The organism is Thiohalospira halophila DSM 15071 (assembly GCF_900112605.1).
Lineage (GTDB): Bacteria > Pseudomonadota > Gammaproteobacteria > Thiohalospirales > Thiohalospiraceae > Thiohalospira > Thiohalospira halophila.
Genome location: NZ_FOMJ01000003.1, coordinates 91,102 through 111,047, shown reverse-complemented (window position 1 = coordinate 111,047; position 19,946 = coordinate 91,102). Strand labels below are relative to the sequence as shown.

23 protein-coding genes are annotated in these 19,946 nt (G+C 70.0%); 21 read left to right on the top strand and 2 right to left on the bottom strand.

Features of this window, described 5'->3' with window-relative positions; genetic code table 11:
- Position 1 precedes the first annotated feature (1 nt).
- The 5 genes from queA to secF all read left to right on the top strand — a co-directional run bounded on the left by queA (position 2) and on the right by secF (position 5,454).
- Positions 2–1,057, top strand: coding sequence for a tRNA preQ1(34) S-adenosylmethionine ribosyltransferase-isomerase QueA (gene queA, locus BM272_RS06035; protein ID WP_093427876.1), 1,056 nt, complete (start codon positions 2–4; stop codon positions 1,055–1,057).
- Entirely contained in the window at positions 1,057–2,157 is a 1,101-nt protein-coding gene (tgt, locus tag BM272_RS06030) for a tRNA guanosine(34) transglycosylase Tgt (RefSeq protein WP_093427875.1), read from the top strand. Before queA ends, tgt begins: the two co-directional genes overlap by 1 nt.
- Positions 2,158–2,305: 148 nt before the next feature.
- The gene (gene yajC / locus BM272_RS06025; RefSeq protein ID WP_093427874.1) at positions 2,306–2,635 is read left to right on the top strand and encodes a preprotein translocase subunit YajC; all 330 of its coding nucleotides are present in this window, start codon (positions 2,306–2,308) and stop codon (positions 2,633–2,635) included.
- A gap of 7 nt (positions 2,636–2,642) precedes the next feature.
- A complete protein-coding gene (secD, locus tag BM272_RS06020) occupies positions 2,643–4,508 on the top strand; it encodes a protein translocase subunit SecD (protein WP_093427873.1) in 1,866 nt (621 codons plus the stop codon).
- Between the two features lie 13 nt (positions 4,509–4,521).
- On the top strand, positions 4,522–5,454 hold the full coding sequence (gene secF, locus BM272_RS06015; RefSeq protein WP_093427872.1) for a protein translocase subunit SecF: 933 nt from the start codon (positions 4,522–4,524) through the stop codon (positions 5,452–5,454).
- 69 nt (positions 5,455–5,523) lie between these two features.
- On the opposite strand, the gene BM272_RS06010 is transcribed toward secF, so the two are convergent.
- Both BM272_RS06010 and BM272_RS06005 read right to left on the bottom strand, forming a co-directional pair.
- A complete protein-coding gene (locus BM272_RS06010) occupies positions 5,524–5,871 on the bottom strand; it encodes a hypothetical protein (protein WP_093427871.1) in 348 nt (115 codons plus the stop codon).
- A gap of 80 nt (positions 5,872–5,951) precedes the next feature.
- Positions 5,952–6,752 carry an inositol monophosphatase family protein gene (locus tag BM272_RS06005; protein WP_093427870.1) on the bottom strand — a complete coding sequence of 267 codons (801 nt, stop codon included), beginning with the start codon at positions 6,750–6,752 and terminating at the stop codon, positions 5,952–5,954.
- 203 nt (positions 6,753–6,955) lie between these two features.
- Between BM272_RS06005 and BM272_RS06000 the strand changes: the two genes are divergently transcribed.
- The 16 genes from BM272_RS06000 (at position 6,956) to bamB (ending at position 19,931) form a co-directional block, all read left to right on the top strand.
- Positions 6,956–7,726 (top strand): RNA methyltransferase, encoded by a 771-nt coding sequence (locus BM272_RS06000; RefSeq protein WP_093427869.1) that lies wholly within the window; start codon positions 6,956–6,958, stop codon positions 7,724–7,726.
- A 5-nt stretch (positions 7,727–7,731) separates the two neighbouring features.
- On the top strand, positions 7,732–8,571 hold the full coding sequence (gene cysE, locus BM272_RS05995) for a serine O-acetyltransferase (RefSeq protein ID WP_093427868.1): 840 nt from the start codon (positions 7,732–7,734) through the stop codon (positions 8,569–8,571).
- A 66-nt stretch (positions 8,572–8,637) separates the two neighbouring features.
- Positions 8,638–9,120, top strand: coding sequence for a Fe-S cluster assembly transcriptional regulator IscR (iscR, locus tag BM272_RS05990; RefSeq protein ID WP_093427867.1), 483 nt, complete (start codon positions 8,638–8,640; stop codon positions 9,118–9,120).
- 62 nt (positions 9,121–9,182) lie between these two features.
- Entirely contained in the window at positions 9,183–10,400 is a 1,218-nt protein-coding gene (locus BM272_RS05985; protein WP_093427866.1) for an IscS subfamily cysteine desulfurase, read from the top strand.
- A gap of 21 nt (positions 10,401–10,421) precedes the next feature.
- Positions 10,422–10,832: a Fe-S cluster assembly scaffold IscU gene (gene iscU / locus BM272_RS05980; RefSeq protein ID WP_093427865.1), complete on the top strand. Its 411-nt coding sequence runs from the start codon at positions 10,422–10,424 to the stop codon at positions 10,830–10,832.
- Positions 10,833–10,842: 10 nt separating this feature from the next.
- On the top strand, positions 10,843–11,166 hold the full coding sequence (gene iscA, locus BM272_RS05975; RefSeq protein WP_093427864.1) for an iron-sulfur cluster assembly protein IscA: 324 nt from the start codon (positions 10,843–10,845) through the stop codon (positions 11,164–11,166).
- The gene (hscB, locus tag BM272_RS05970; RefSeq protein WP_093427863.1) at positions 11,159–11,707 is read left to right on the top strand and encodes a Fe-S protein assembly co-chaperone HscB; all 549 of its coding nucleotides are present in this window, start codon (positions 11,159–11,161) and stop codon (positions 11,705–11,707) included. The genes iscA and hscB overlap by 8 nt, the downstream gene beginning before the upstream one ends.
- A 33-nt stretch (positions 11,708–11,740) precedes the next feature.
- Complete coding sequence (gene hscA, locus BM272_RS05965; protein ID WP_093427862.1) at positions 11,741–13,624, top strand: Fe-S protein assembly chaperone HscA; 1,884 nt, start codon at positions 11,741–11,743, stop codon at positions 13,622–13,624.
- A 21-nt stretch (positions 13,625–13,645) separates the two neighbouring features.
- Positions 13,646–13,984, top strand: coding sequence for an ISC system 2Fe-2S type ferredoxin (gene fdx / locus BM272_RS05960; RefSeq protein ID WP_093427861.1), 339 nt, complete (start codon positions 13,646–13,648; stop codon positions 13,982–13,984).
- Positions 13,985–14,184: 200 nt separating this feature from the next.
- A complete protein-coding gene (gene iscX, locus BM272_RS05955) occupies positions 14,185–14,382 on the top strand; it encodes a Fe-S cluster assembly protein IscX (protein ID WP_093427860.1) in 198 nt (65 codons plus the stop codon).
- 92 nt (positions 14,383–14,474) lie between these two features.
- A complete protein-coding gene (gene ndk, locus BM272_RS05950) occupies positions 14,475–14,903 on the top strand; it encodes a nucleoside-diphosphate kinase (protein ID WP_093427859.1) in 429 nt (142 codons plus the stop codon).
- A 25-nt stretch (positions 14,904–14,928) separates the two neighbouring features.
- Positions 14,929–16,038, top strand: coding sequence for a dual-specificity RNA methyltransferase RlmN (rlmN, locus tag BM272_RS05945; RefSeq protein ID WP_093427858.1), 1,110 nt, complete (start codon positions 14,929–14,931; stop codon positions 16,036–16,038).
- Positions 16,035–16,760, top strand: a complete 726-nt coding sequence (pilW, locus tag BM272_RS05940) for a type IV pilus biogenesis/stability protein PilW (protein ID WP_093427857.1) — start codon at positions 16,035–16,037, stop codon at positions 16,758–16,760. Before rlmN ends, pilW begins: the two co-directional genes overlap by 4 nt.
- A complete protein-coding gene (gene hisS, locus BM272_RS05935) occupies positions 16,753–18,057 on the top strand; it encodes a histidine--tRNA ligase (protein WP_093427856.1) in 1,305 nt (434 codons plus the stop codon). Before pilW ends, hisS begins: the two co-directional genes overlap by 8 nt.
- Positions 18,058–18,096: 39 nt before the next feature.
- Positions 18,097–18,744 carry a YfgM family protein gene (locus BM272_RS05930; protein ID WP_093427855.1) on the top strand — a complete coding sequence of 216 codons (648 nt, stop codon included), beginning with the start codon at positions 18,097–18,099 and terminating at the stop codon, positions 18,742–18,744.
- On the top strand, positions 18,741–19,931 hold the full coding sequence (gene bamB, locus BM272_RS05925; protein WP_093427854.1) for an outer membrane protein assembly factor BamB: 1,191 nt from the start codon (positions 18,741–18,743) through the stop codon (positions 19,929–19,931). The genes BM272_RS05930 and bamB overlap by 4 nt, the downstream gene beginning before the upstream one ends.
- Positions 19,932–19,946: the final 15 nt, after the last annotated feature.

Here is a 19,946-nt window from a genome sequence, read left to right as displayed (position 1 = left end):
CATGCGCCGTCAGGACTTCCACTACGACCTCCCCACCGAGCTCATCGCCCAGGAGCCGGCCGCCGAACGCAGCGCCAGCCGGCTGCTGGACCTCTCGGGGGAGGCCCCCGTCGACCGTGCCTTCCGGGAGCTGCCCGACCTCCTGCGCGCCGGCGATTGCCTGGTCTTCAACGACACCCGGGTGGTCCCCGCCCGGCTGCTGGGCCAGAAGGCCAGCGGCGGCCGGGTGGAGGTGCTGGTGGAGCGGATCCGCGATGACGGCCGGGTCCGCGCCCTGGTCCGGGCCAGCCGGACGCCGGGGGAGGGCGCCCTGCTGGAGCTGGAGGGCGGGGTGACCGCCCGGGTGGAGGGGCGCGAGGCGGGCCACTTCCTCCTTGCCTTCGACGATCCCCGGCCCCCGCTGGCCATCCTGGAGGCCCACGGCCGGGTGCCGCTGCCGCCCTACATCGAGCGCGAGCCGGGCGAGCCGGATCGCGAGCGCTACCAGACCGCCTTCGCCCGCCGCCCCGGTGCCGTGGCCGCCCCCACGGCGGGGCTGCACTTCGACGAGCCGCTGCTCGCCGCCCTGGAGGCCGCGGGGGTTACCACCGCGACAGTGACCCTGCACGTGGGCGCCGGGACCTTCGAGCCGGTGCGGGTGGATGACCTGGCCGAACACCGGATGCACAGCGAGTTCGCCGAGATCGACAGGAACACCGCCGAGCGGCTGAACCGCGTGCGCGCCGCCGGGGGGCGGGTGGTCGCCGTGGGCACCACCAGCCTGCGGGTGCTGGAGTCGGCGGGGGAGGGCGGCCGGCTCCACCCCTTCTGCGGGGAGACCGACCTCTTCATAACCCCCGGCTACCACTTCCGGGCCACCGATGCGCTGGTCACCAACTTCCACCTGCCGGAGTCCAGCCTGCTCATGCTGGTCTGCGCCATGGGCGGGTACCAGCGCGTCATGGCCGCCTACCACCACGCCGTGGCTGAGTGCTACCGCTTCTTTTCCTACGGCGACGCCATGTACCTGGAGCCGACGGCCGACGTCGCCCCGCCAACCCTGCAGGGGGAGACCTAGTGGACTACCGCCTGGATGCCACCGACGGCCCCGCCCGCACCGGCGAGCTGACCTTCCCCCGGGGGCGGGTGCCCACGCCCGCCTTTATGCCGGTGGGGACCTACGGCACGGTGAAGGCGATGACCCCGGAAGCGGTGGCCGAGACCGGGGCCGGGATCATCCTGGGCAATACCTTCCACCTCATGCTGCGGCCGGGGACGGAGGTCATCGCCGCCCACGGCGACCTCCACGACTTCATGAACTGGCACGGCCCCATCCTCACCGACTCCGGCGGCTTCCAGGTCTGGAGTCTGGGCAAGCTGCGCAAGGTGGAAGAGGCCGGGGTCCACTTCCGCTCGCCGGTGGACGGGGCGAAGATCTTCATGGGGCCGGAGGAGTCCATGGCGGTGCAGCGGGCCCTGGGCGCCGACATCGTCATGATCTTCGACGAGTGCACGCCCTATCCGGCGGACGAGGCGACCGCGCGGGCCTCCATGGAGCTCTCCCTGCGCTGGGCCGAGCGCAGCCGGGAGGCCCACGGCGACAACCCGGCGGCGCTCTTCGGCATCGTTCAGGGCGGCATGTACCCGGAGCTGCGGGCCGAGTCCCTGGCCGGTCTGCAGGCCATCGGCTTCGACGGCTACGCCATCGGCGGCCTCTCGGTGGGGGAGCCGCCGGAGCTCATGAACGCCATCCTCGACGACCTGGTCCCGCGCATGCCCGCCGACCGGCCGCGCTACCTCATGGGGGTGGGGCGGCCCGAGGACATCGTGGAGGCGGTGCGCCGGGGCGTGGATATGTTCGACTGCGTCATGCCCACCCGCAACGCCCGCAACGGCCACCTGTTCACCTCCGAGGGGGTGGTGCGGATCCGCCACGCCCGCCACCGCCTGGATACCGGCCCGGCGGATCCGGCCTGCGACTGTTATACCTGCCAGCACTACAGCCGCGCCTACCTCCGCCACCTCCACCGCTGCGGCGAGATCCTGGCGGCGCAGCTGATGACGCTGCACAATCTCCACTTCTACCAGCGCCTGATGGCCGACCTGCGCGCGGCCATTGCCGCCGGCGAGCTGGAGGCCTTCGCCACCGACTTCCTGGGGCGGCGGTCGCAGGCCTAGGGTGGTATGGCATACTGCGCGGGAATTCGGGTCCGCGGGCGGGGATATCCTGCTCGCGCCGGAACTGGCACGATAGACGCTTTGATTCCCGCACCGCGGGGCCGAGTCCACCGCATCCGAATCCGGATTGACTGAACAGGGGAGAAACATGGACTTCTTCATCGCCGACGCCATGGCCCAGCAGGGCGGCGCCCAGCAGCCCGGTCTGCTGGAGAGCCTGCTGCCGCTGCTCATCCTCATCGTCCTCTTCTACTTCCTGCTCATCCGGCCGCAGATGAAGCGTGCGAAGGAGCATCGCAAGATGGTCTCCGAGCTGGGCAAGGGGGACGAGGTGGTCACCGGCGGCGGCATCCTCGGTCGCATCGTCGAGGTCAACGACCCCTACGTCACCGTGGAGCTGGCCGACAGCGTCCAGGTCAAGGTCCAGAAGGACACCATCACCTCGGTGCTGCCCAAGGGCACCATGAAGGACGCCTGAGGCGGGCATGAACCGCTATCCCCTCTGGAAGTACCTGCTTATCCTCGCCATCCTGGTGGTGGCGGGGCTCTACGCCCTGCCCAACCTCTACGGCCAGGACCCGGCGATCCAGATCAACGCCGAGGATACCGCCGACGTGGACGAGGGCGTCCGCGAGACGGTGCTGGCCACCCTGGATGACGAGGGCGCCACCGAGGCCACCGTGCAGCGCCAGGAGAGCGGCGCCCTGCTGGTGCGGCTGGCCGATACCGGCGTTCAGGGCCGGGTGGCGGATCGTCTCCGCGCCCGGCTGGGACCGGACTTCACCGTTGCCCTGAACCTTGCGCCGGCCGCGCCCCAGTGGCTGCGGGATCTGGGGGCCTATCCCATGTTCCTGGGGCTGGACCTGCGCGGCGGCGTCCACTTCCTCATGGACGTGGACATGGAGGCGGCCCTGCAGGCGGCGGTGGAGCGCTACGAGAGCGATTTCCGTAGCGGCCTGCGCGAGCAGCGGCTGCGCTACACCGTGCTGCGCAGCGAGGAGGGGACCATCCAGGTCGCCTTCACCGATGCCGGGGCGCGGGAAGAGGCGGTGGACTACCTGGATGCCGAATTCGACGACCTCGACGTCGAGGCCGCCGATATCGAGGGTCGGCCGGGCCTGGAGGCGCGCCTCACCGAGGACCGCGCCCGCGAGGTCCGCGACTTCGCCCTGCAGCAGAACATCACCACCCTGCGCAGCCGGGTGAACGAGCTCGGCGTGGCCGAGCCCATCATCCAGCGCCAGGGGGACCGCCGCGTGGTGGTCCAGCTCCCCGGCGTGCAGGACACGGCGCGGGCCAAGGATATCCTGGGCGCCACGGCGACCCTGGAGTTCCGGCTGGTCCACGAGGACAACGGCCCCTCGGTGAGTGAGGACAGTCGGGTGCCGCCGGATGCGCGCCTCCTCAGGGAGCGCAGTGGCGAGCCCATCCTCCTGGAGCGGCGGGTCATCGTCACCGGTGACGCCATCACCGACGCCTCCTCCGGCCTGGACCAGCAGAGCGGCAGCCCCGCCGTCTACATCAGCCTGGACGGTCAGGGGGCGGCCATGATGAGCCGGATCACCCGGGACAACATCGGCGAGCTCATGGCCGTGGTCTTCATCGAGAACGAGACCCGGTTCCGGGAGACGCCGGATGGCGGGACCGAGGAGTACACCGAGAAGGTGGAAGAGGTCATCAACGTCGCCCGCATCCGGGACGAGCTGGCCCACCGCTTCCAGATCACCGGCCTGGACTCCAGCGAGGAGGCGCGCAACCTCGCCCTGCTCCTGCGGGCCGGGGCGCTGGCCGCCCCCATGGACATCGTCGAGGAGCGCACCGTCGGCCCGAGCCTGGGGGCGGAGAACATCGACCGCGGCTTCGCCTCGGTGATCGTCGGCTTCGTCCTGGTCCTGGCCTTCATGATCTTCTGGTACCGCGGCTTCGGGCTGGTGGCCGATGCGGCCCTGGCCGCCAACCTGGTGGTCATCGTGGCGGTGCTCTCCATGATGCAGGCGACCCTGACCATGCCGGGTATCGCCGGCATCGTGCTCACGGTGGGCATGGCGGTGGACGCCAACGTGCTCATCTTCGAACGCATCCGCGAGGAGATCCGCAACGGCAATACGCCCCAGGCGAGTATCGCCGCCGGTTACGACAAGGCGCTGTCGACCATCGCCGATGCCAACGTCACCACCCTCATCGCCGCCCTGGTGCTCTTCGGCTTCGGCACCGGTCCGGTGAAGGGCTTCGCCGTGACGCTCTCCATCGGCATCGTCACCTCGATGTTCACCGCCATCATGCTCACGCGGGCCATCGTCAATCTGACCTGGGGGCGCAAGAAGCGTCTCGACCGGGTCTCCATCGGCTAAGCGGGAGGCATTCATGGATCTCTTCCAGCGCATCCCCGCCATCGACTTCATGGCCCGCCGTCGTCAGGCGGTCTGGCTCACCGCAGCGCTCCTGCTGCTGGCTGTGGGCGCCCTGGCGGTGCGGGGTCTCAATTTCGGGATCGACTTCACCGGCGGCACCCTCATCGAGGTGGGCTACCCCGAGGCGCCGCAGCTTGCGGAGGTTCGCGGCGCCCTGGAGGGGGCCGGTCTGGACGCCACGGTGCAGACCTTCGGCGGCGCCCGGGAGATCCTCGTCCGGGTCCCGCCGGTGGAGTCCCTCTCGGACGCGGAGCTGAGCAACCGGGTCCTGGAGCGACTGCGCGAGGATACCCCCGGCGTGGAGATGCGGCGGGTGGAGTTCGTGGGACCGCAGGTGGGGGATGAGCTCACCGAGGACGGCGGCCTGGCCATGCTCTACGCCCTCATCGGCGTGCTCATCTACGTCGCCCTGCGCTTCGAGTTCCGCTTCGCCGTGGGCTCGGTGGCGGCGCTGATCCACGACGTGGTCATCGTGGTGGGGCTGCTGGCCCTGTTCGGGATCGAGTTCGACCTCACGGTCCTGGCCGCCCTGCTGGCGGTGGTGGGCTACTCCCTCAACGACACCATCGTGGTCTTCGACCGCATCCGGGAGAACTTCCGCCGCATGCGCAAGGGTGAACGGGAGGAGGTGGTCAACGCCTCCCTGAACCAGATGCTCTCCCGGACCCTGATGACCTCCGTGACCACCCTGCTGGTGGTCCTGGCCCTCTTCTTCCTGGGCGGGGAGATCATCCACGGCTTTGCCGCCGCCCTGCTGGCCGGCGTCATCGTGGGGACCTACTCATCCATCTACGTCGCCTCCAGCACCGCCCTGGCGCTGGGGATCAGCAAGGCCGACCTGCAGCCGGTGGAGAAGGAAGGGGCGGACCAGGACGAGATGCCCTGAGGGCCGGGCTCCGGAACGGTCTGCAGGCGGGTGGCAACCACCCGCCGGGGGATTGAGCCGCTATCGGCCCTAGTTGCCGCTGGGGCCGTTGCGGAACTGCTCCAGGGGATCGGCCTCGTGGGCCTCGGGCGGGGCCTGCCGACACAGGGTACTGTCCCCGCTCTGGCAGCCACGGCGCAGGTCGAAGCGGTCCTCGCGGATGGCCTGAACGGTCTCCCGGGCCCAGATGGCCGCGAGCGCCCAGAGGATGAGGCCCAGCCCCACTAGCCAGGTGTGCGTGGTTATCGTGCCGGCGACGAGGGCCCCGATTCCCCCCAGCCAGAACAATCCCACCGGTCCCGCGCACGGGATGCCGGTGCCGCCGGCCTGCATGACGGCCAGCGGCGGGGCGATGTAGGCGAGATTCCTGGTCCGCATGGGCTTCCTCCCGTTGTCCCTTGGTGCGTAACTCCTCTCTGTGAAGAGTAGTTCACCAGAACGACCAGGTCAGCGGGGGATCAGCGGGTGAGCGCCTCGCTACGGTGGGGGGCGATGGTCTGGAGCATGGGCGGGAAGATCTTGGGCGAGGAAGCCACGAGGTTGCCGGTTTCCATGTAGGCCTCGCCGCCCTCGAAATCGCCCACCAGGCCGCCGGCCTCGCGGATGAGCAGGACCCCGGCAGCGATGTCCCAGGCGTTGAGCCCGATCTCCCAGAAGCCATCGATGCGGCCGGCAGCCAGCCAGGCCAGGTCCAGGGCGGCCGAGCCGGGCCGGCGGATCCCGGCGACGACGGGATGGAAGGCGCGGAACATGGCCAGGTAGGAGTCCAGGTGCTCCGGCTCCTTGAAGGGGAAGCCGGTCCCCAGCAGGGCCCCCTCCAGACCCCGGCGCCCGGAGACGCGGATCCGGCGGCCATCCAGCTGGGCACCGCCGCCGCGGCTGGCGGTGAACATCTCCTCCCGGGTCGGGTCGTAGACCACCGCCTGGGTCAGCTTGCCCTTGTGGCGCAGGGCGATGGAGACGGCGAACTGCGGGAAGCCGTGGAGGAAGTTGGTCGTCCCGTCCAGGGGGTCGATGATCCAGACCGAATCCCGCTCCTGATCGTGCAGCCCGCTCTCCTCGGCGATGAAGCCGTGGGAGGGATAGGCATCGCGGATGGTGTCGATGATGGCCTGCTCGGCGGCGTAGTCCACCTCGGAGACGAAGTCGTTGTGCGCCTTGGTCTCGATGTTGAGGCGATCCACGTTCCCCATGGCCCGGGTGATGGTCTTGCCGGCCCGGCGCGCCGCGCGAACGGCGATATTGAGCATCGGATCCATGGAGTCCTCCGGCTGGCTGGGTCAAGCCGGCCATTGTAGCGCGAACGGCGGCGCCTTTCACCGCCATTGGCGGGTAGTCGGCAGCAGGAGCTATTCCCCGACTGCAGGGGCTCCGGGAGGAGTGCCCGGGGGAGCCCGAACGCCGGGTTTCCCCCGATGGTGCCGATCTGGGAAAATCCCGCAAACCCCGGTGAGGAATACCCATGTCCCTGGAAGGTGTGCGCACGGTCCTGGTGGAGCCCACGCACCCCGGCAATGTCGGGGCGGCGGCGCGGGCCATGTGGGCCATGGGTCTCTCCGACCTGGCGCTGGTGTCGCCCCTGCGCGGCCCCGATGACGAGGAGGCGGTGGCCCGGGCCGCCGGCGGTCGGGACTGCCTGGCGGCGGCGTCGGTCCACGAGGGCCTGGACGAGGCCATCGCCCCGGCGACGCTGGTGCTGGCGACCACCGCGCGCGGGCGCGACAACGGCTGGCCCGCGCTGGATGTCCGCACGGCTGCGGGTCGGGCGGCGGCGGAGCTGGCGGCCGGTGGCCGGGTGGCGTGGCTCTTCGGCCGCGAGAGTTCCGGGCTCACCAACGCCGAGGTGGAACGGGCCCACGCCGTGGTCCACATCCCGGCGAACCCGGAATACTCGGTGCTGAATCTGGCCCAGGCCGTCCAGATCGTCGCCTGGGAACTGCGCTCGGCGGTCCTGGAGGCGGACATCCCCGCCGGGGAGGCGGCGGAGGGCCCGGCTACCGCGGCGGCGGTGGAGGGCCTGCGGGAGCACCTGGAGACCGCTGCCGTCGAGTGGGGGTACCTGGACCCCGAGCGGCGCACCGCCGTGGATCGCCGGTTGCGCCGGATGCTGGCGCGGAGCCGGCCCACGGCGGAGGAGATCAATCTGCTGCGTGGCATCCTCCGGGCGGGCCAGAAACGGGCGCGTCGCGGCGAGGATGGCGTTATAATCACCGAGTCGAACGATAGGGAATGAGGACCATGTTCCAGCGCCTGCGCGAGGATATTCGCTGCATCTTCGAGCGCGACCCGGCGGCCAGCTCCGCCTGGGAGATCGTCCTCTCCTATCCCGGCTTCCACGCCGTGGTCCACCACCGGGCCGCCCACTGGCTCTGGAACCATCGACTGCGCTGGCTCGGGCGCCTGCTGGCGGCCATCAGCCGCCTGCTCACCGGCATCGAGATCCATCCGGCCGCCCGGGTCGGTCGGCGCTTCTTCATCGACCACGGCATGGGGGTGGTCATCGGCGAGACTGCCGAGATCGGCGATGACGTCACCCTCTACCACGGCGTGACCCTGGGCGGGACGAGCTGGGACCGCGGCAAGCGCCACCCCACGCTGGGCAACGATGTCGTCGTGGGAGCGGGGGCCAAGGTCCTGGGGCCCATCAATGTCGGGGCCGGCTCCCGGGTCGGCTCCAACGCCGTGGTGGTCAAGGATATCCCCGAGGGATCCACGGTGGTGGGTATCCCCGGCCGGGTGGTCAATCGCGAGCCGCCGGCGGACGAGCACCAGCAACGCCGGGATGCCATGGCGCGCAAGATGGGCTTCGACGCCTACGGCACCACTCGGGACATGCCGGACCCGGTGGCCAGTGCCATCAACTGCATGCTCGACCACCTCCACGCCACCGACAATCGGCTGGAGGAGATGTGCAGCGCCATCAAGCGGCTGGGCGGAGAGATCGACGAGAACGGTATGCCGCAGCTCCCCGACTGCGAGATCAACGCCGGCAGCGTCTTCACCGAGCAGCAGGAAGGCGAGGGCGCCGAGGCGCGCCAGGGCGGACCTGACAGCGAGGGTGGCGCCCCCCGGGAATAGTTGACTTTTTTACTGGGACATGCACAATACCCCCCACAAGCGCGCAAGAGACGGAAGGATTTCGCCATGAGGCTTACCACCAAAGGGCGATACGCAGTGACCGCCATGCTCGATCTGGCACTGCACTACGACCAAGGCCCGATCACGCTGGCGGACATCTCCCGGCGCCAGGGGATCTCGCTCTCCTACCTGGAGCAGCTCTTCGCCAAGCTGCGCAAGCGCGGCCTGGTGGACAGCGCCCGGGGCCCCGGCGGCGGCTATCGCCTGAGCCGGCCGGGAGAGGAGATCCCGGTGGTGGACGTCATCACGGCGGTGGACGAGAAGGTGGATGCCACCCGCTGCGCTGGTGAGGCCAACTGCCAGGGCAATGAACGCTGCCTTACCCACGACCTCTGGTCCGATCTCAGCGATCAGATCTACCAGTTCCTGGGCAGCATCTCCCTGGGCCAGCTGGTGGAACGGCGCGGAGTCCGGGAGGTGGCCGAACGACAGGATCGCGAGCTCGGGGGCACGCCCCTGGTAGCCGAGGACAAGCCCACCGCCGGTTGAAGATCGGCGGCGACGGGGAAACAACGCGGACCGACAGCGGTTCCAGGAGTCAGGAGAGGGCCATGACCAAACCCATCTACATGGACTATTCGGCGACCACGCCGGTGGACCCGCGCGTGGCGGAGCAGATGTGTCGCTACCTCACGCCGGCGGAGGGCCTCTACGGCAACCCCGCCTCCCGCTCCCACGCCTTCGGCTGGGAGACCGAGGAGGCGGTGGAGGCCGCACGCGGCCACGTGGCTGACCTCATCAACGCCTCGCCCAAGGAGATCGTCTGGACCTCCGGGGCGACGGAATCCGACAACCTGGCGCTCAAGGGGGCGGCCCACTTCTATCAGAAGAAGGGCAAGCACATCGTCACCATGAGCACCGAGCACAAGGCGGTGCTGGACACCTGCCGGGAGCTGGAGCGCGAGGGCTACGAGGTCACCTATCTCCACCCCGAGTCCGACGGGCTTCTGGACCTGAACAAGTTCCGCGACGCCCTGCGTGAGGACACCATCCTCGCCTCGGTGATGCACGTGAACAACGAGATCGGCGTCATCCAGGACATCGCCGCCATCGGCGAGATCTGCCGGGAGAACAAGGTGGTCTTCCACGTGGACGCCGCCCAGAGCGCCGGCAAGGTGCCGATTGATGTCGACGCCATGAAGGCCGACCTGCTGGCGCTCTCGGCCCACAAGGCCTACGGCCCCAAGGGCATGGGCGCCCTCTACGTCCGGCGCAAGCCGCGGGTGCGCATCGAGGCGCAGATGCACGGTGGCGGGCACGAGCGCGGCATGCGCTCCGGTACCCTGCCGACCCACCAGATCGTCGGCATGGGCGAGGCGTTCCGCCTGGCGAAGGAGGAAATGGCCGCCGAGAGCGAGCGGGTGCGCATGCTGCGCGACCGCATGCTCGACGGCCTCTCCGACATCGAGGAGATCTACGTCAACGGCGACCTGGAGCGCCGGGTGCCGCACAACCTGAATCTGAGCTTCAACTTCGTCGAGGGCGAGTCCCTGATGATGGCGCTCAAGGGGCTGGCGGTCTCCTCCGGCTCCGCCTGCACCTCGGCGAGCCTGGAGCCCTCCTACGTCCTGCGCGCCCTGGGCCGCAACGACGAGCTGGCACACAGCTCCATCCGCTTCTCCCTGGGCCGTTTCACCACCGAGGAGGAGATCGACTACGCAGTGGACGTCATCCACAAGAACCTGGACAAGCTGCGTGAGCTCTCCCCCCTCTGGGAGATGTACAAGGAGGGGATCGATCTCGACTCCGTGGAATGGGCGGCCCATTAAGCTTTCAGCGAGGTAACGGACATGGCTTACAGCGACAAGGTCATCGACCACTACGAGCATCCGCGCAACGTCGGCGCCTTCGAGAAGGGCGACGAGTCGGTGGGCACCGGCATGGTCGGCGCCCCCGCTTGCGGGGACGTGATGCGGCTGCAGATCAAGGTCAACGACGAGGGCGTCATCGAGGATGCCAAGTTCAAGACCTACGGCTGCGGTTCGGCCATCGCCTCCAGCAGCCTGCTCACCGAGTGGGTGAAGGGCAAGACGCTGGAGGAGGCCCAGCAGATCCGGAACACGGACATCGCCGAGGAGCTGGCGCTGCCGCCGGTGAAGATCCACTGCTCGGTGCTGGCGGAGGACGCCATCAAGTCCGCCATCCAGGACTACGAGTCCCACCAGCAGGGCAGCACCGAAGCCGCCACTGGCCAGGCCTGAGGGGGTGAGCATGGCGATCTCCATGACCGAGGCGGCCGCCGACCACGTGCGGCGCTATCTCGAGAACCGCGGGCAGGGCGAGGGCCTCCGGGTAGGGGTTCGTACCTCCGGCTGCTCCGGCATGGCCTACGTGCTGGAGTTCGCCGACGAGATCGAGCCCGAGGACCAGGTCTTCGAGAACCACGGCGTCAAGGTGGTCATCGACCCCAAGAGCCTGGTCTACCTGGACGGCACCGAGCTCGACTACGGCCGCGAGGGTCTCAACGAGGGGTTCATGTTCAACAACCCCAACGTCAGCGACGAGTGCGGCTGCGGCGAGAGCTTCAATGTCTGAGGCCTCCGGCCCGGACTATTTCGGCCTGTTCGGCCTCCCGGAGTCCTTCGAGGTGGATACCGAGGCCCTGGCCGAGCGCTACCGCGAACTCCAGCGCGAGGCCCATCCCGACCGCCACGCCGGCGGCGATGACCGCCAGCGGCGCATAGCGGTCCAGGAGGCGGCCAACATCAACGAGGGCTACCGGGTGCTCAAGGACCCGGTGGCCCGGGCCCGCCATCTCCTGGAGCGGCGCGGCTTGCCCATGAACGACGAGACGGATACCACCATGGATCCGTCCTTCCTCATGCAGCAGATGGAGCTGCGGGAGCAGCTCGCCGCGGTACGCCAGGCTGACGACCCCTTTGCCGCGCTGGAGGACCTGCGCCGGACCGTCGACGGTGCCGCCCGGGAACAACGGGAGGCGCTGGCCGCCGACTTCGCCGACGGCTCCCAGGAGGCCCTGGAGCGGGCGCGCGAAGGCGTGCGCAAGCTCCAGTTCCTCCAGAAGCTCGCCGCCGAGGCCGATGCGGTGGACGAGGACCTCACCGAGGCCTCCTGAAGCGATACGCCCCCAAGCGACACGGAATACCCCATGGCACTGCTGCAGATCAGCGAACCGGGCCAGTCCACGGCCCCCCACGAACACCGGCTGGCGGTGGGCATCGACCTGGGGACCACCAACTCCCTGGTCGCCACCGTCCGCTCCGGCGAGGCGGTGACCCTGCCGGACGAACAGGGCCGCCACACCCTGCCCTCGGCGGTGCGCTACCGGGCCGACGGCGAGCCGGAGGTGGGTTACGACGCCCTGGCCGCCGCCGCCGACGACCCGGAGAACACCCTGGTCTCGGTGAAGCGCTTCATGGGCCGAGGGGTGGAAGACATCCGCGCCAGCGGCCATCGGCTCCCCTACGAATTCGTCGCCGAGGGCGAGTCCGGGGTGCCGCGCATCCGGACCGCCGGCGGCGATGTCACGCCGGTCCAGGTCTCCGCGGAGATCCTGCGCACCCTGCGCCACCGGGCCGAGGCCAGCCTGGGCGACGAGCTCCACGGGGCCGTGATCACCGTTCCGGCCTACTTCGACGACGCCCAGCGCCAGGCCACCAAGGACGCCGCCCGGCTGGCCGGGGTCGAGGTCCTGCGGCTGCTCAACGAGCCCACCGCGGCCGCCGTCGCCTACGGCCTGGACGAGGAGGCCGAGGGCGTCCACGTCGTCTACGACCTGGGCGGCGGCACCTTCGATGTCTCCGTCCTGCGGCTCACCCAGGGGGTCTTCGAGGTCCTGGCCACCGCCGGCGATTCCGCCCTGGGCGGTGACGACATCGACCGCGTGGTCGCCGAGTGGATCATCGAGCAGGCCGGGATCGGGGATACCGAGGACACGCGCCTGGTAGGCCGCCTCAAGCGCGATGCCCGCGCCGCCAAGGAGACCCTTACCGAGGCCGACACGGCGTCCATCGAGGTGGACCTGGGCGATGGCCGCCACTGGTCCGGCGAGCTGGATCGCGCCACCTTCGACGAGCTGGTGGAGCCCATCGTCCGCCGGACCCTGACCCCCTGCCGCCGCGCCCTGCGCGATGCCGGCATCGAGACCGACGAGATCCGCGAGGTGGTCATGGTCGGTGGCTCCACCCGGGTGCCGCTGGTGCGCCAGCGGGTGGGTGAGACCTTCGGCCGCGAGCCGCTGGTCTCCATCGACCCGGACAAGGTGGTCGCCATTGGCGCCGCCCGCCAGGCCGACCTGCTGGCCGGCAACCGGCCCGATGACGACATGCTCCTGCTGGATGTCACGCCGCTCTCCCTGGGTCTCGAGACCATGGGCGGGCTTACCGAGAAGGTCATCCCGCGCAACACGGCCATCCCGGTGGCCCGCGCCCAGGAGTTCACGACCTTCAAGGACGGTCAGACCGCCATGGGGGTCCACGTGGTCCAGGGCGAGCGCGAACTGGTGGCGGACAACCGCTCCCTGGGCCAGTTCAACCTCCACGGGATCCCGCCCATGGTGGCCGGGGCCGCCCGCATCCGCGTGACCTTCCAGGTGGATGCCGACGGCCTCCTCTCCGTTGCCGCCCAGGAGGAGACCACCGGCGCCGAGGCGAGCATCCAGATCAAGCCCTCCTACGGCCTCACCGAAGGGGAGATCGAGGGGATGCTGCGGGAGTCCATGACCCACGCCGAGGAGGACGTCGCCGCCCGCAGCCTGCGTGAACAGCAGGTGGAGGCCGATCGCTCCCTGGAGGCCGTGGAGGCCGCCCTGGAAGCCGATGGCGACCGCTTCCTCAGCGACGAGGAGCGCACGGCCATCGACGAGAGCCTTGCGGAGCTGCGCCGGGCCCGGGACGGTGATGACACCACCGCGATCCGTCGCGCCCTGGAGGCGGTGGAGAACACCACCGCCGAGTTCGCCCAGCGGCGCATGGATGCCGGTATCAACGAGGCCCTGGCCGGCCACCGAGTGGAAGAGTTCCACGACGCCTGACCGCCCACGGAGAGCGAAATCATGCCCCAGATCATCTTTCTCCCCCACGAGGAGATCTGCCCCGAGGGCGAGGCCATCGAGGCCGAGGCCGGGACGAGCATCTGCGATGCCGCCCTGGCCCACGGCATCGAGATCGAGCACGCCTGCGAGAAGTCCTGCGCCTGCACCACCTGCCACGTCGTCGTGCGCGAGGGCTACGACTCCCTCGGCGAGCCCACCGAGGACGAGGAGGACATGCTGGACAAGGCGTGGGGCCTGGAGCCGGAGTCCCGACTGTCCTGTCAGGCCCTGGTGGCCGAAGAGGACCTGGTGGTGGAGATCCCCAAGTACACCATCAACATGGTCTCCGAGGGGCACTGAATCCCTGAGCCAGGCCCCCGGTTCGCCGGGGGCGGAATGAGTTCCGCGCGGGGGGTGGGGCAGGGGGGCATCAGGGCCTCGACGGCAGGGATGCCGTCGTGGAGCCTACACGGACGTATGTACGGCGTCCCTGATGCCCCGCTGCCCCGCCCCCCGCGCCCCAAAAAGGCCACCGCGACCCATCCGACGGAGCTTGTGCCATGAAGTGGACCGACAGCCGAGACATCGCCATCGCCCTGGACGAGGCCCACCCCGACGTGGACCCGCAGTGGGTGCGTTTCACCGACCTCCACCGCTGGGTCACCGAACTCGAGGAGTTCGATGACGACCCCGAGGGGTCCAACGAGAAGGTCCTCGAGGCCATCCAGATGATGTGGCTGGACGAGCGCGAGGACTGAGCCGCCGCCCCACGTTGGCAGCCTCCCTGCCGGCCGCGTATAATCGCTGGCTTTCCAATCCGTGATCCAGCGTCCATTTTCAGGGAGTCAGCATGGCTGTCGAGCGTACCCTCTCCATCATCAAGCCCGACGCGGTGGCGCAGAACGTCATCGGCGAGATCTACTCGCGCTTCGAGCGCGCCGGTCTCCAGGTCGTCGCCGCCCGCATGACTCATCTCGGCCGCGAGCAGGCCGAGGGCTTCTACGCCGTTCACCGCGAGCGGCCCTTCTTCAACGCCCTGGTGGAGTTCATGATGTCCGGTCCCATCATGGTCCAGGTCCTGGAGGGCGAGGACGCCATCCGCAAGAACCGCGAGATCATGGGCGCGACCAACCCGGCCGAGGCCGAGGCGGGCACCATCCGTCACGACTACGCCGAGAGCATCGACGCCAACGCCGCCCACGGCTCCGACTCCCCGGAGACCGCGGCCACCGAGATCGCCTTCTTCTTCGACAGCAACGACATCCACAGCCGCGGCTGATAGCGCCGCCGGAGAGCCCGCCGCCATGGCCACCGAGGGTCCCGTCAATCTCCTGGGTCTCGATCGCGAGGGCCTCGCCGACTTCCTTACGGGGCTCGGCGAGAAGCCCTTCCGGGCGGCGCAGGTTCAGAAGTGGATCCACCAGATGGGCGTCAGCGACTTCGGCGAGATGACCAATCTCTCCAAGTCGCTGCGCGCCCGGCTCGCCGAACACGCCCGCGTGGACGTCCCCACGGTGATTGCCGACCGCACCGCCAGTGACGGCACCCGCAAGTGGCTGCTGGAGCTGGACGATGGCAACGCCATCGAGACGGTCTTCATCCCCGAGGACGGGCGGGGGACCCTCTGCATCTCCTCCCAGGTGGGGTGCGCGCTGGAGTGCAGCTTCTGCGCCACCGGCTATCAGGGCTTCAACCGCAACCTCTCGGCGGCGGAGATCATCGCCCAGGTCCGGGTGGCGGCGGAGGCGCTGGGGCACGACCCGCGTTCCAGCAACCGGGTGCTCACCAACGTGGTCCTCATGGGCATGGGCGAGCCGCTCTTGAATTTCGACAATGTCGTCCGCGCGATGGAGATCATGATGGACGACAATGCCTACGGGCTGGGCCGGCGCCGGGTGACGCTCTCCACCTCCGGCGTGGTCCCCGCCCTCTACCGGCTGAGGGAGGTGAGCAACGTCAGCCTCGCCATCTCCCTGCACGCCCCCAACGACGAGCTGCGCGACGAGCTCGTGCCGCTGAACCAGAAGTATCCCATCCAGGAGCTGCTGGAGGCGTGCCGCCACTACGTGGAGGGCGAGGCCCGGCGGAAGATCACCTTCGAGTACGTCCTCATCCGCGGCGTCAACGACGCCCCGGAGCACGCCCGGGAGCTGGCGCGGCTGCTCAAGGGGATCCCCTCCAAGATCAACCTGATCCCCTTCAATCCCTTCCCCGACTCGGGCTACTCGGCGCCGGATCTGTCCGCGGTGAACGCCTTCCGCGACCGGCTCATCCAGGCCGGTTACGTCACCGTGACCCGCAAGACCCGGGGGGATGACATCGACGCCGCCTGCGGCCAGCTCGCCGGCCAGTTCCAGGACAAGACCAAACGGCGCTTCCGGCAGGTGCCGGTGGTGGCGGAGGGTCCTGCATGAGGCGAAAGCTGCGTGCCCTGAGCGCCGTGATACTGCTGGCTGCGCTCCTGGCCGGCTGCGCCTCGGCGCCCTCCGGCTCGGCCCGGGAAGATGCCGAGGCGGCCGATGCCAATGCCCGCCTGGGGCTGGCCTACCTGGAGCAGGGGGATTACCAGCGCGCCCGGACCAAGCTCCAGCGCGCCCTGAAGTTCGCCCCCGAGCATGCGGACGCCCACCACTACCTGGCCGAGCTCTATCGCCGGCTGGAGGAGCCGGAGCGGGCCAGGGAGCACTATGCGGCGGCCCTGGAGGCGACCCCCGAGGCGCCGGCCCTGAACAACAACGTCGGCGTCTTCCGGTGCGAGCAGGGCGAGGTGGACGGCGCGGTGGCGGCCTTCGAGACCGCGGCTGCCGATCCGGTCTACGAGCGCCGCGCCCACGCCCTGGGCAATGCCGGGGAGTGCCTGAAGGAGGCCCAGCGCCTGGAGGAGGCGGCGGCGTACTACCGCCGTGCCCTCGCCGTCGACGGGGCACCGCGCCGATTCCTGCGAGAGCTGGCCGGGATCCAGTACCAGCGAGAGGCGTACCTCTCCGCTCGGGGTTTCCTGGAGCGCTATATCGACGCCGTGGATGAGCCTGCTATGGCGGCCCTGGAACTGGGGGCGCGGATCGAGCGCGCCCTGGGCAACCCCGCCGGTGCCCGCGCCTATCGCCGCGACCTGGAGGAACGCAACAATGGCTGAGGGCCGCACCCAGCCCCTGCGAGGCATTCGCGGCATGGGGGACCGCCTGCCGGCGGAGACCCCCTGGTGGCAGCAGCTGGAGGCGGCCGTGCGGCGCGTGGTGCGCACCTACGGCTATCGCGAGCTGCGCCTGCCGGTGATGGAGTCCACCGAGCTTTTCAAGCGCTCCATCGGCGAGGTCACCGACATCGTCGAGAAGGAGATGTACACCTTCGAGGACCGCAACGGCGACAGCCTGACCCTACGCCCCGAGGGGACCGCCGGCGCCGTCCGCGCCGGGATCCAGCACGGCCTGGTAAACCAGGGCGCCCAGCGGCTCTGGTACATGGGCCCCATGTTCCGCCACGAGCGGCCCCAGAAGGGCCGCTATCGCCAGTTTCACCAGGTGGGCGTGGAGGCCTTCGGGATCGCCACACCGGATCTGGACGCCGAGATCATCCTCATGAGTGCCCGGATGCTTCGGGCCGTGGGCCTCGAAGGTCTTCGCCTGGAACTCAATACCCTGGGTAGCGCGGAGTCGCGCGCTGCCTATCGGGAGGAACTCGTGGCCTACCTGCGTCAGCACGAGGCCGACCTGGACGAGGACAGCCGCCGGCGGCTGGATTCCAATCCGCTCCGGATCCTGGACACCAAGAATCCCGATACCCGGGCCATCCTCGAGGGCGCCCCGCGCATGGCGGACAGCCTGGACGAGGAGTCCCGCAACGATTTCGACGAACTCTGCCGCCGCCTGGATGCCGCCGGCGTGGAGTACACCGTCAATCCCCAGCTTGTCCGCGGCCTGGACTATTACACCAAGACCGTCTTCGAGTGGATCACCGACGACCTGGGCGCCCAGGGTACGGTCTGTGCCGGCGGCCGCTACGACGGCCTGGTGGAGCAGCTCGGCGGCCCGGCGACCCCGGCGGCCGGCTTCGCCGCCGGCCTGGAGCGGCTGGTGGCACTCATGGCCGAGCGCGACCCGGAGCTCCCGGAGCGCGCCGGGCCCCACGCCTACCTGGTGGTCGCCGGCGACCGCGCGGCGGAGCAGGCCGACGGCCTGGCCGAGGCCCTGCGCGATCGGCTGCCGGATCTGCGCCTCATCCGCCACTGCGGCGGCGGCAGTTTCAAGTCCCAGATGAAGCGCGCCGATCGCAGCGGCGCCGCCGTCGCCCTGATCCTGGGCGATGACGAGGCCGAGGCCGGCGAGGTGACCTGGCGGCCGCTTCAAGGCGGAGGAGAGCAGGAACGTCTGGAGCTGGACGCCGCGGCGGACCGGCTGAAAGGGGTTATCGATGCAGCGGAATCGCTCGGTTAAGGCGGCGCGCCGCGCGCGTGTGCGCAAGAGGAGGACAGCATGGAAAATGGTGCAACGGACGAGGAACGAGCAGAGGCGCTCCAGCAGTGGTGGCAGCGCTGGGGCCGACTCATTATCGTCGGAGTCGTCCTCGTCGTCCTGACCATTGTCGGGACGCGGCTCTGGTTCGACCATCAGGCCAGCCAGGCCGAGGCAGCGGCGGCCCTCTACAGCCGCCTCCAGCTCCAGCACGGCAGTGGATCCACGGAGGCCGCCGATGAGCTGGGCCAGCGGCTGATGGAGGAGTTCGCCGGGACGCCGTACGCCTCCCTGGCGGCCCTCTACCGGGCCCGCATGGCGGCCGACCAGGGTGACTACGAGCGGGCCGCCGGCCTCGCGGAATGGGCCGGCGAGCGTGCCGAGCCGGTGGCCGTGCGGCCGGCGGCGGAGCTGCGCCGGGCGCGGCTGCTGCTGGAGCTGGAGAAGGCCGGTGAGGCAGCGGAGCTGGCCGCCGGCGTCGCCGAGGCCCATCCCGCCTACGCCGGCACGGCCCGGGCCATCGAGGGCGAGGCCCGGTCCGCCAATGGCGAGCTGGAGGCGGCCCTGGCGGCCTACCGGTCGGCCCGCCAGGCGCGGACTGGCCAGAGCCGCCTGCTGGACATGAAGATCGACGACCTCACCAGCCGCCTTGCCGCGGAGGAATCATGATCCGAACCGCTCTGGTGGCCGCCGGCAGTCTGCTGCTCGCGGCCTGCGGGAGCACTCCGGTGAATCCCCCCTCGCCGTTGCCCGACTACAAGGACCGGATTACCACCGAGACCCAGTGGAAGACCCGGATCGGTCGGGGGACCGAGGGCGATCACCTTCGCCTGGCCCCCGCCGTGGGAGATGGGGCCATTTTCGCCACCTCCCGGGACGGCGTGGTCCGGGCGGTGGAGGCGGACTCCGGCCTTACCCGCTGGGAGCGCGACCTGGACGCCCGCTTGACCGGAGGTACCGGCTACGGCAATGGCCGCGTCGTGGTGGCTACCGGGGATGGCGAGGTCCGGGCCCTGGATGCAGAGACCGGTGAGCGTCTCTGGCGCGGCCAGGTCTCCGCCGCCGTGCTCTCCGCCCCCGCGGTCACCGAGTCGGTGATCGCCGTCCACAGCAGCGACGGCAAGCTCTTCGGCCTCAATGCCGATGACGGCAACCAGCGGTGGGTCTACGACCGTACCGTCCCCTCCCTGACCCTGCGCGGCACCAGCGCCCCCCGGATCGCCGACGGCTACTTCGTGGACGGCTTCGGCAGCGGGCGCATCGCCGCCATCGACGGTCGCAGCGGGGCCGTGGAGTGGGAGGCCGCCGTGGCCACCCCCAGCGGCCGGTCCGAACTCGAGCGCATGGTGGACGTGGATGCCCCGCCGGTGGTGGCGAACGGCACCGTCTATGCCGCCGCCTACCAGGGGCGGACCATCGCCGTGGACCTGGATACCGGGGATACCCGCTGGAGCCGGGAGATCCCCGGCCATGCCGGGGTGGCCGTGGCCGGCGGGACCGTCTACGTGGTCGACTCCGAGGATCGCCTCTGGGCCCTGGACGCCCGGGGCGGGGAAACCCTCTGGCGCCGGGATGACCTCGCCTACCGCAGCCTCTCCGCGCCGGCGGTGAAGGGAGACTGGCTGCTGGTGGCCGATTACGAGGGCTTCCTCCACATCCTGAACCGCCAGGAGGGCCACCTGGTGGGGCGCCACGATCTCCACGCCGAGCCGCCGGCCCCCGACGAGCCGGATGGCCTGAGCCGCAAGCCGGTGCGCAGCGTCCTCGCTGCCCCGGTGGTGGTCGACGAAGCGGTCTACATCCTCGACCGCGCCGGCCGCCTGCAGCGGCTGACCCTCACGCCCTCGGGGGACTAGGGTACGGGCCGGTGG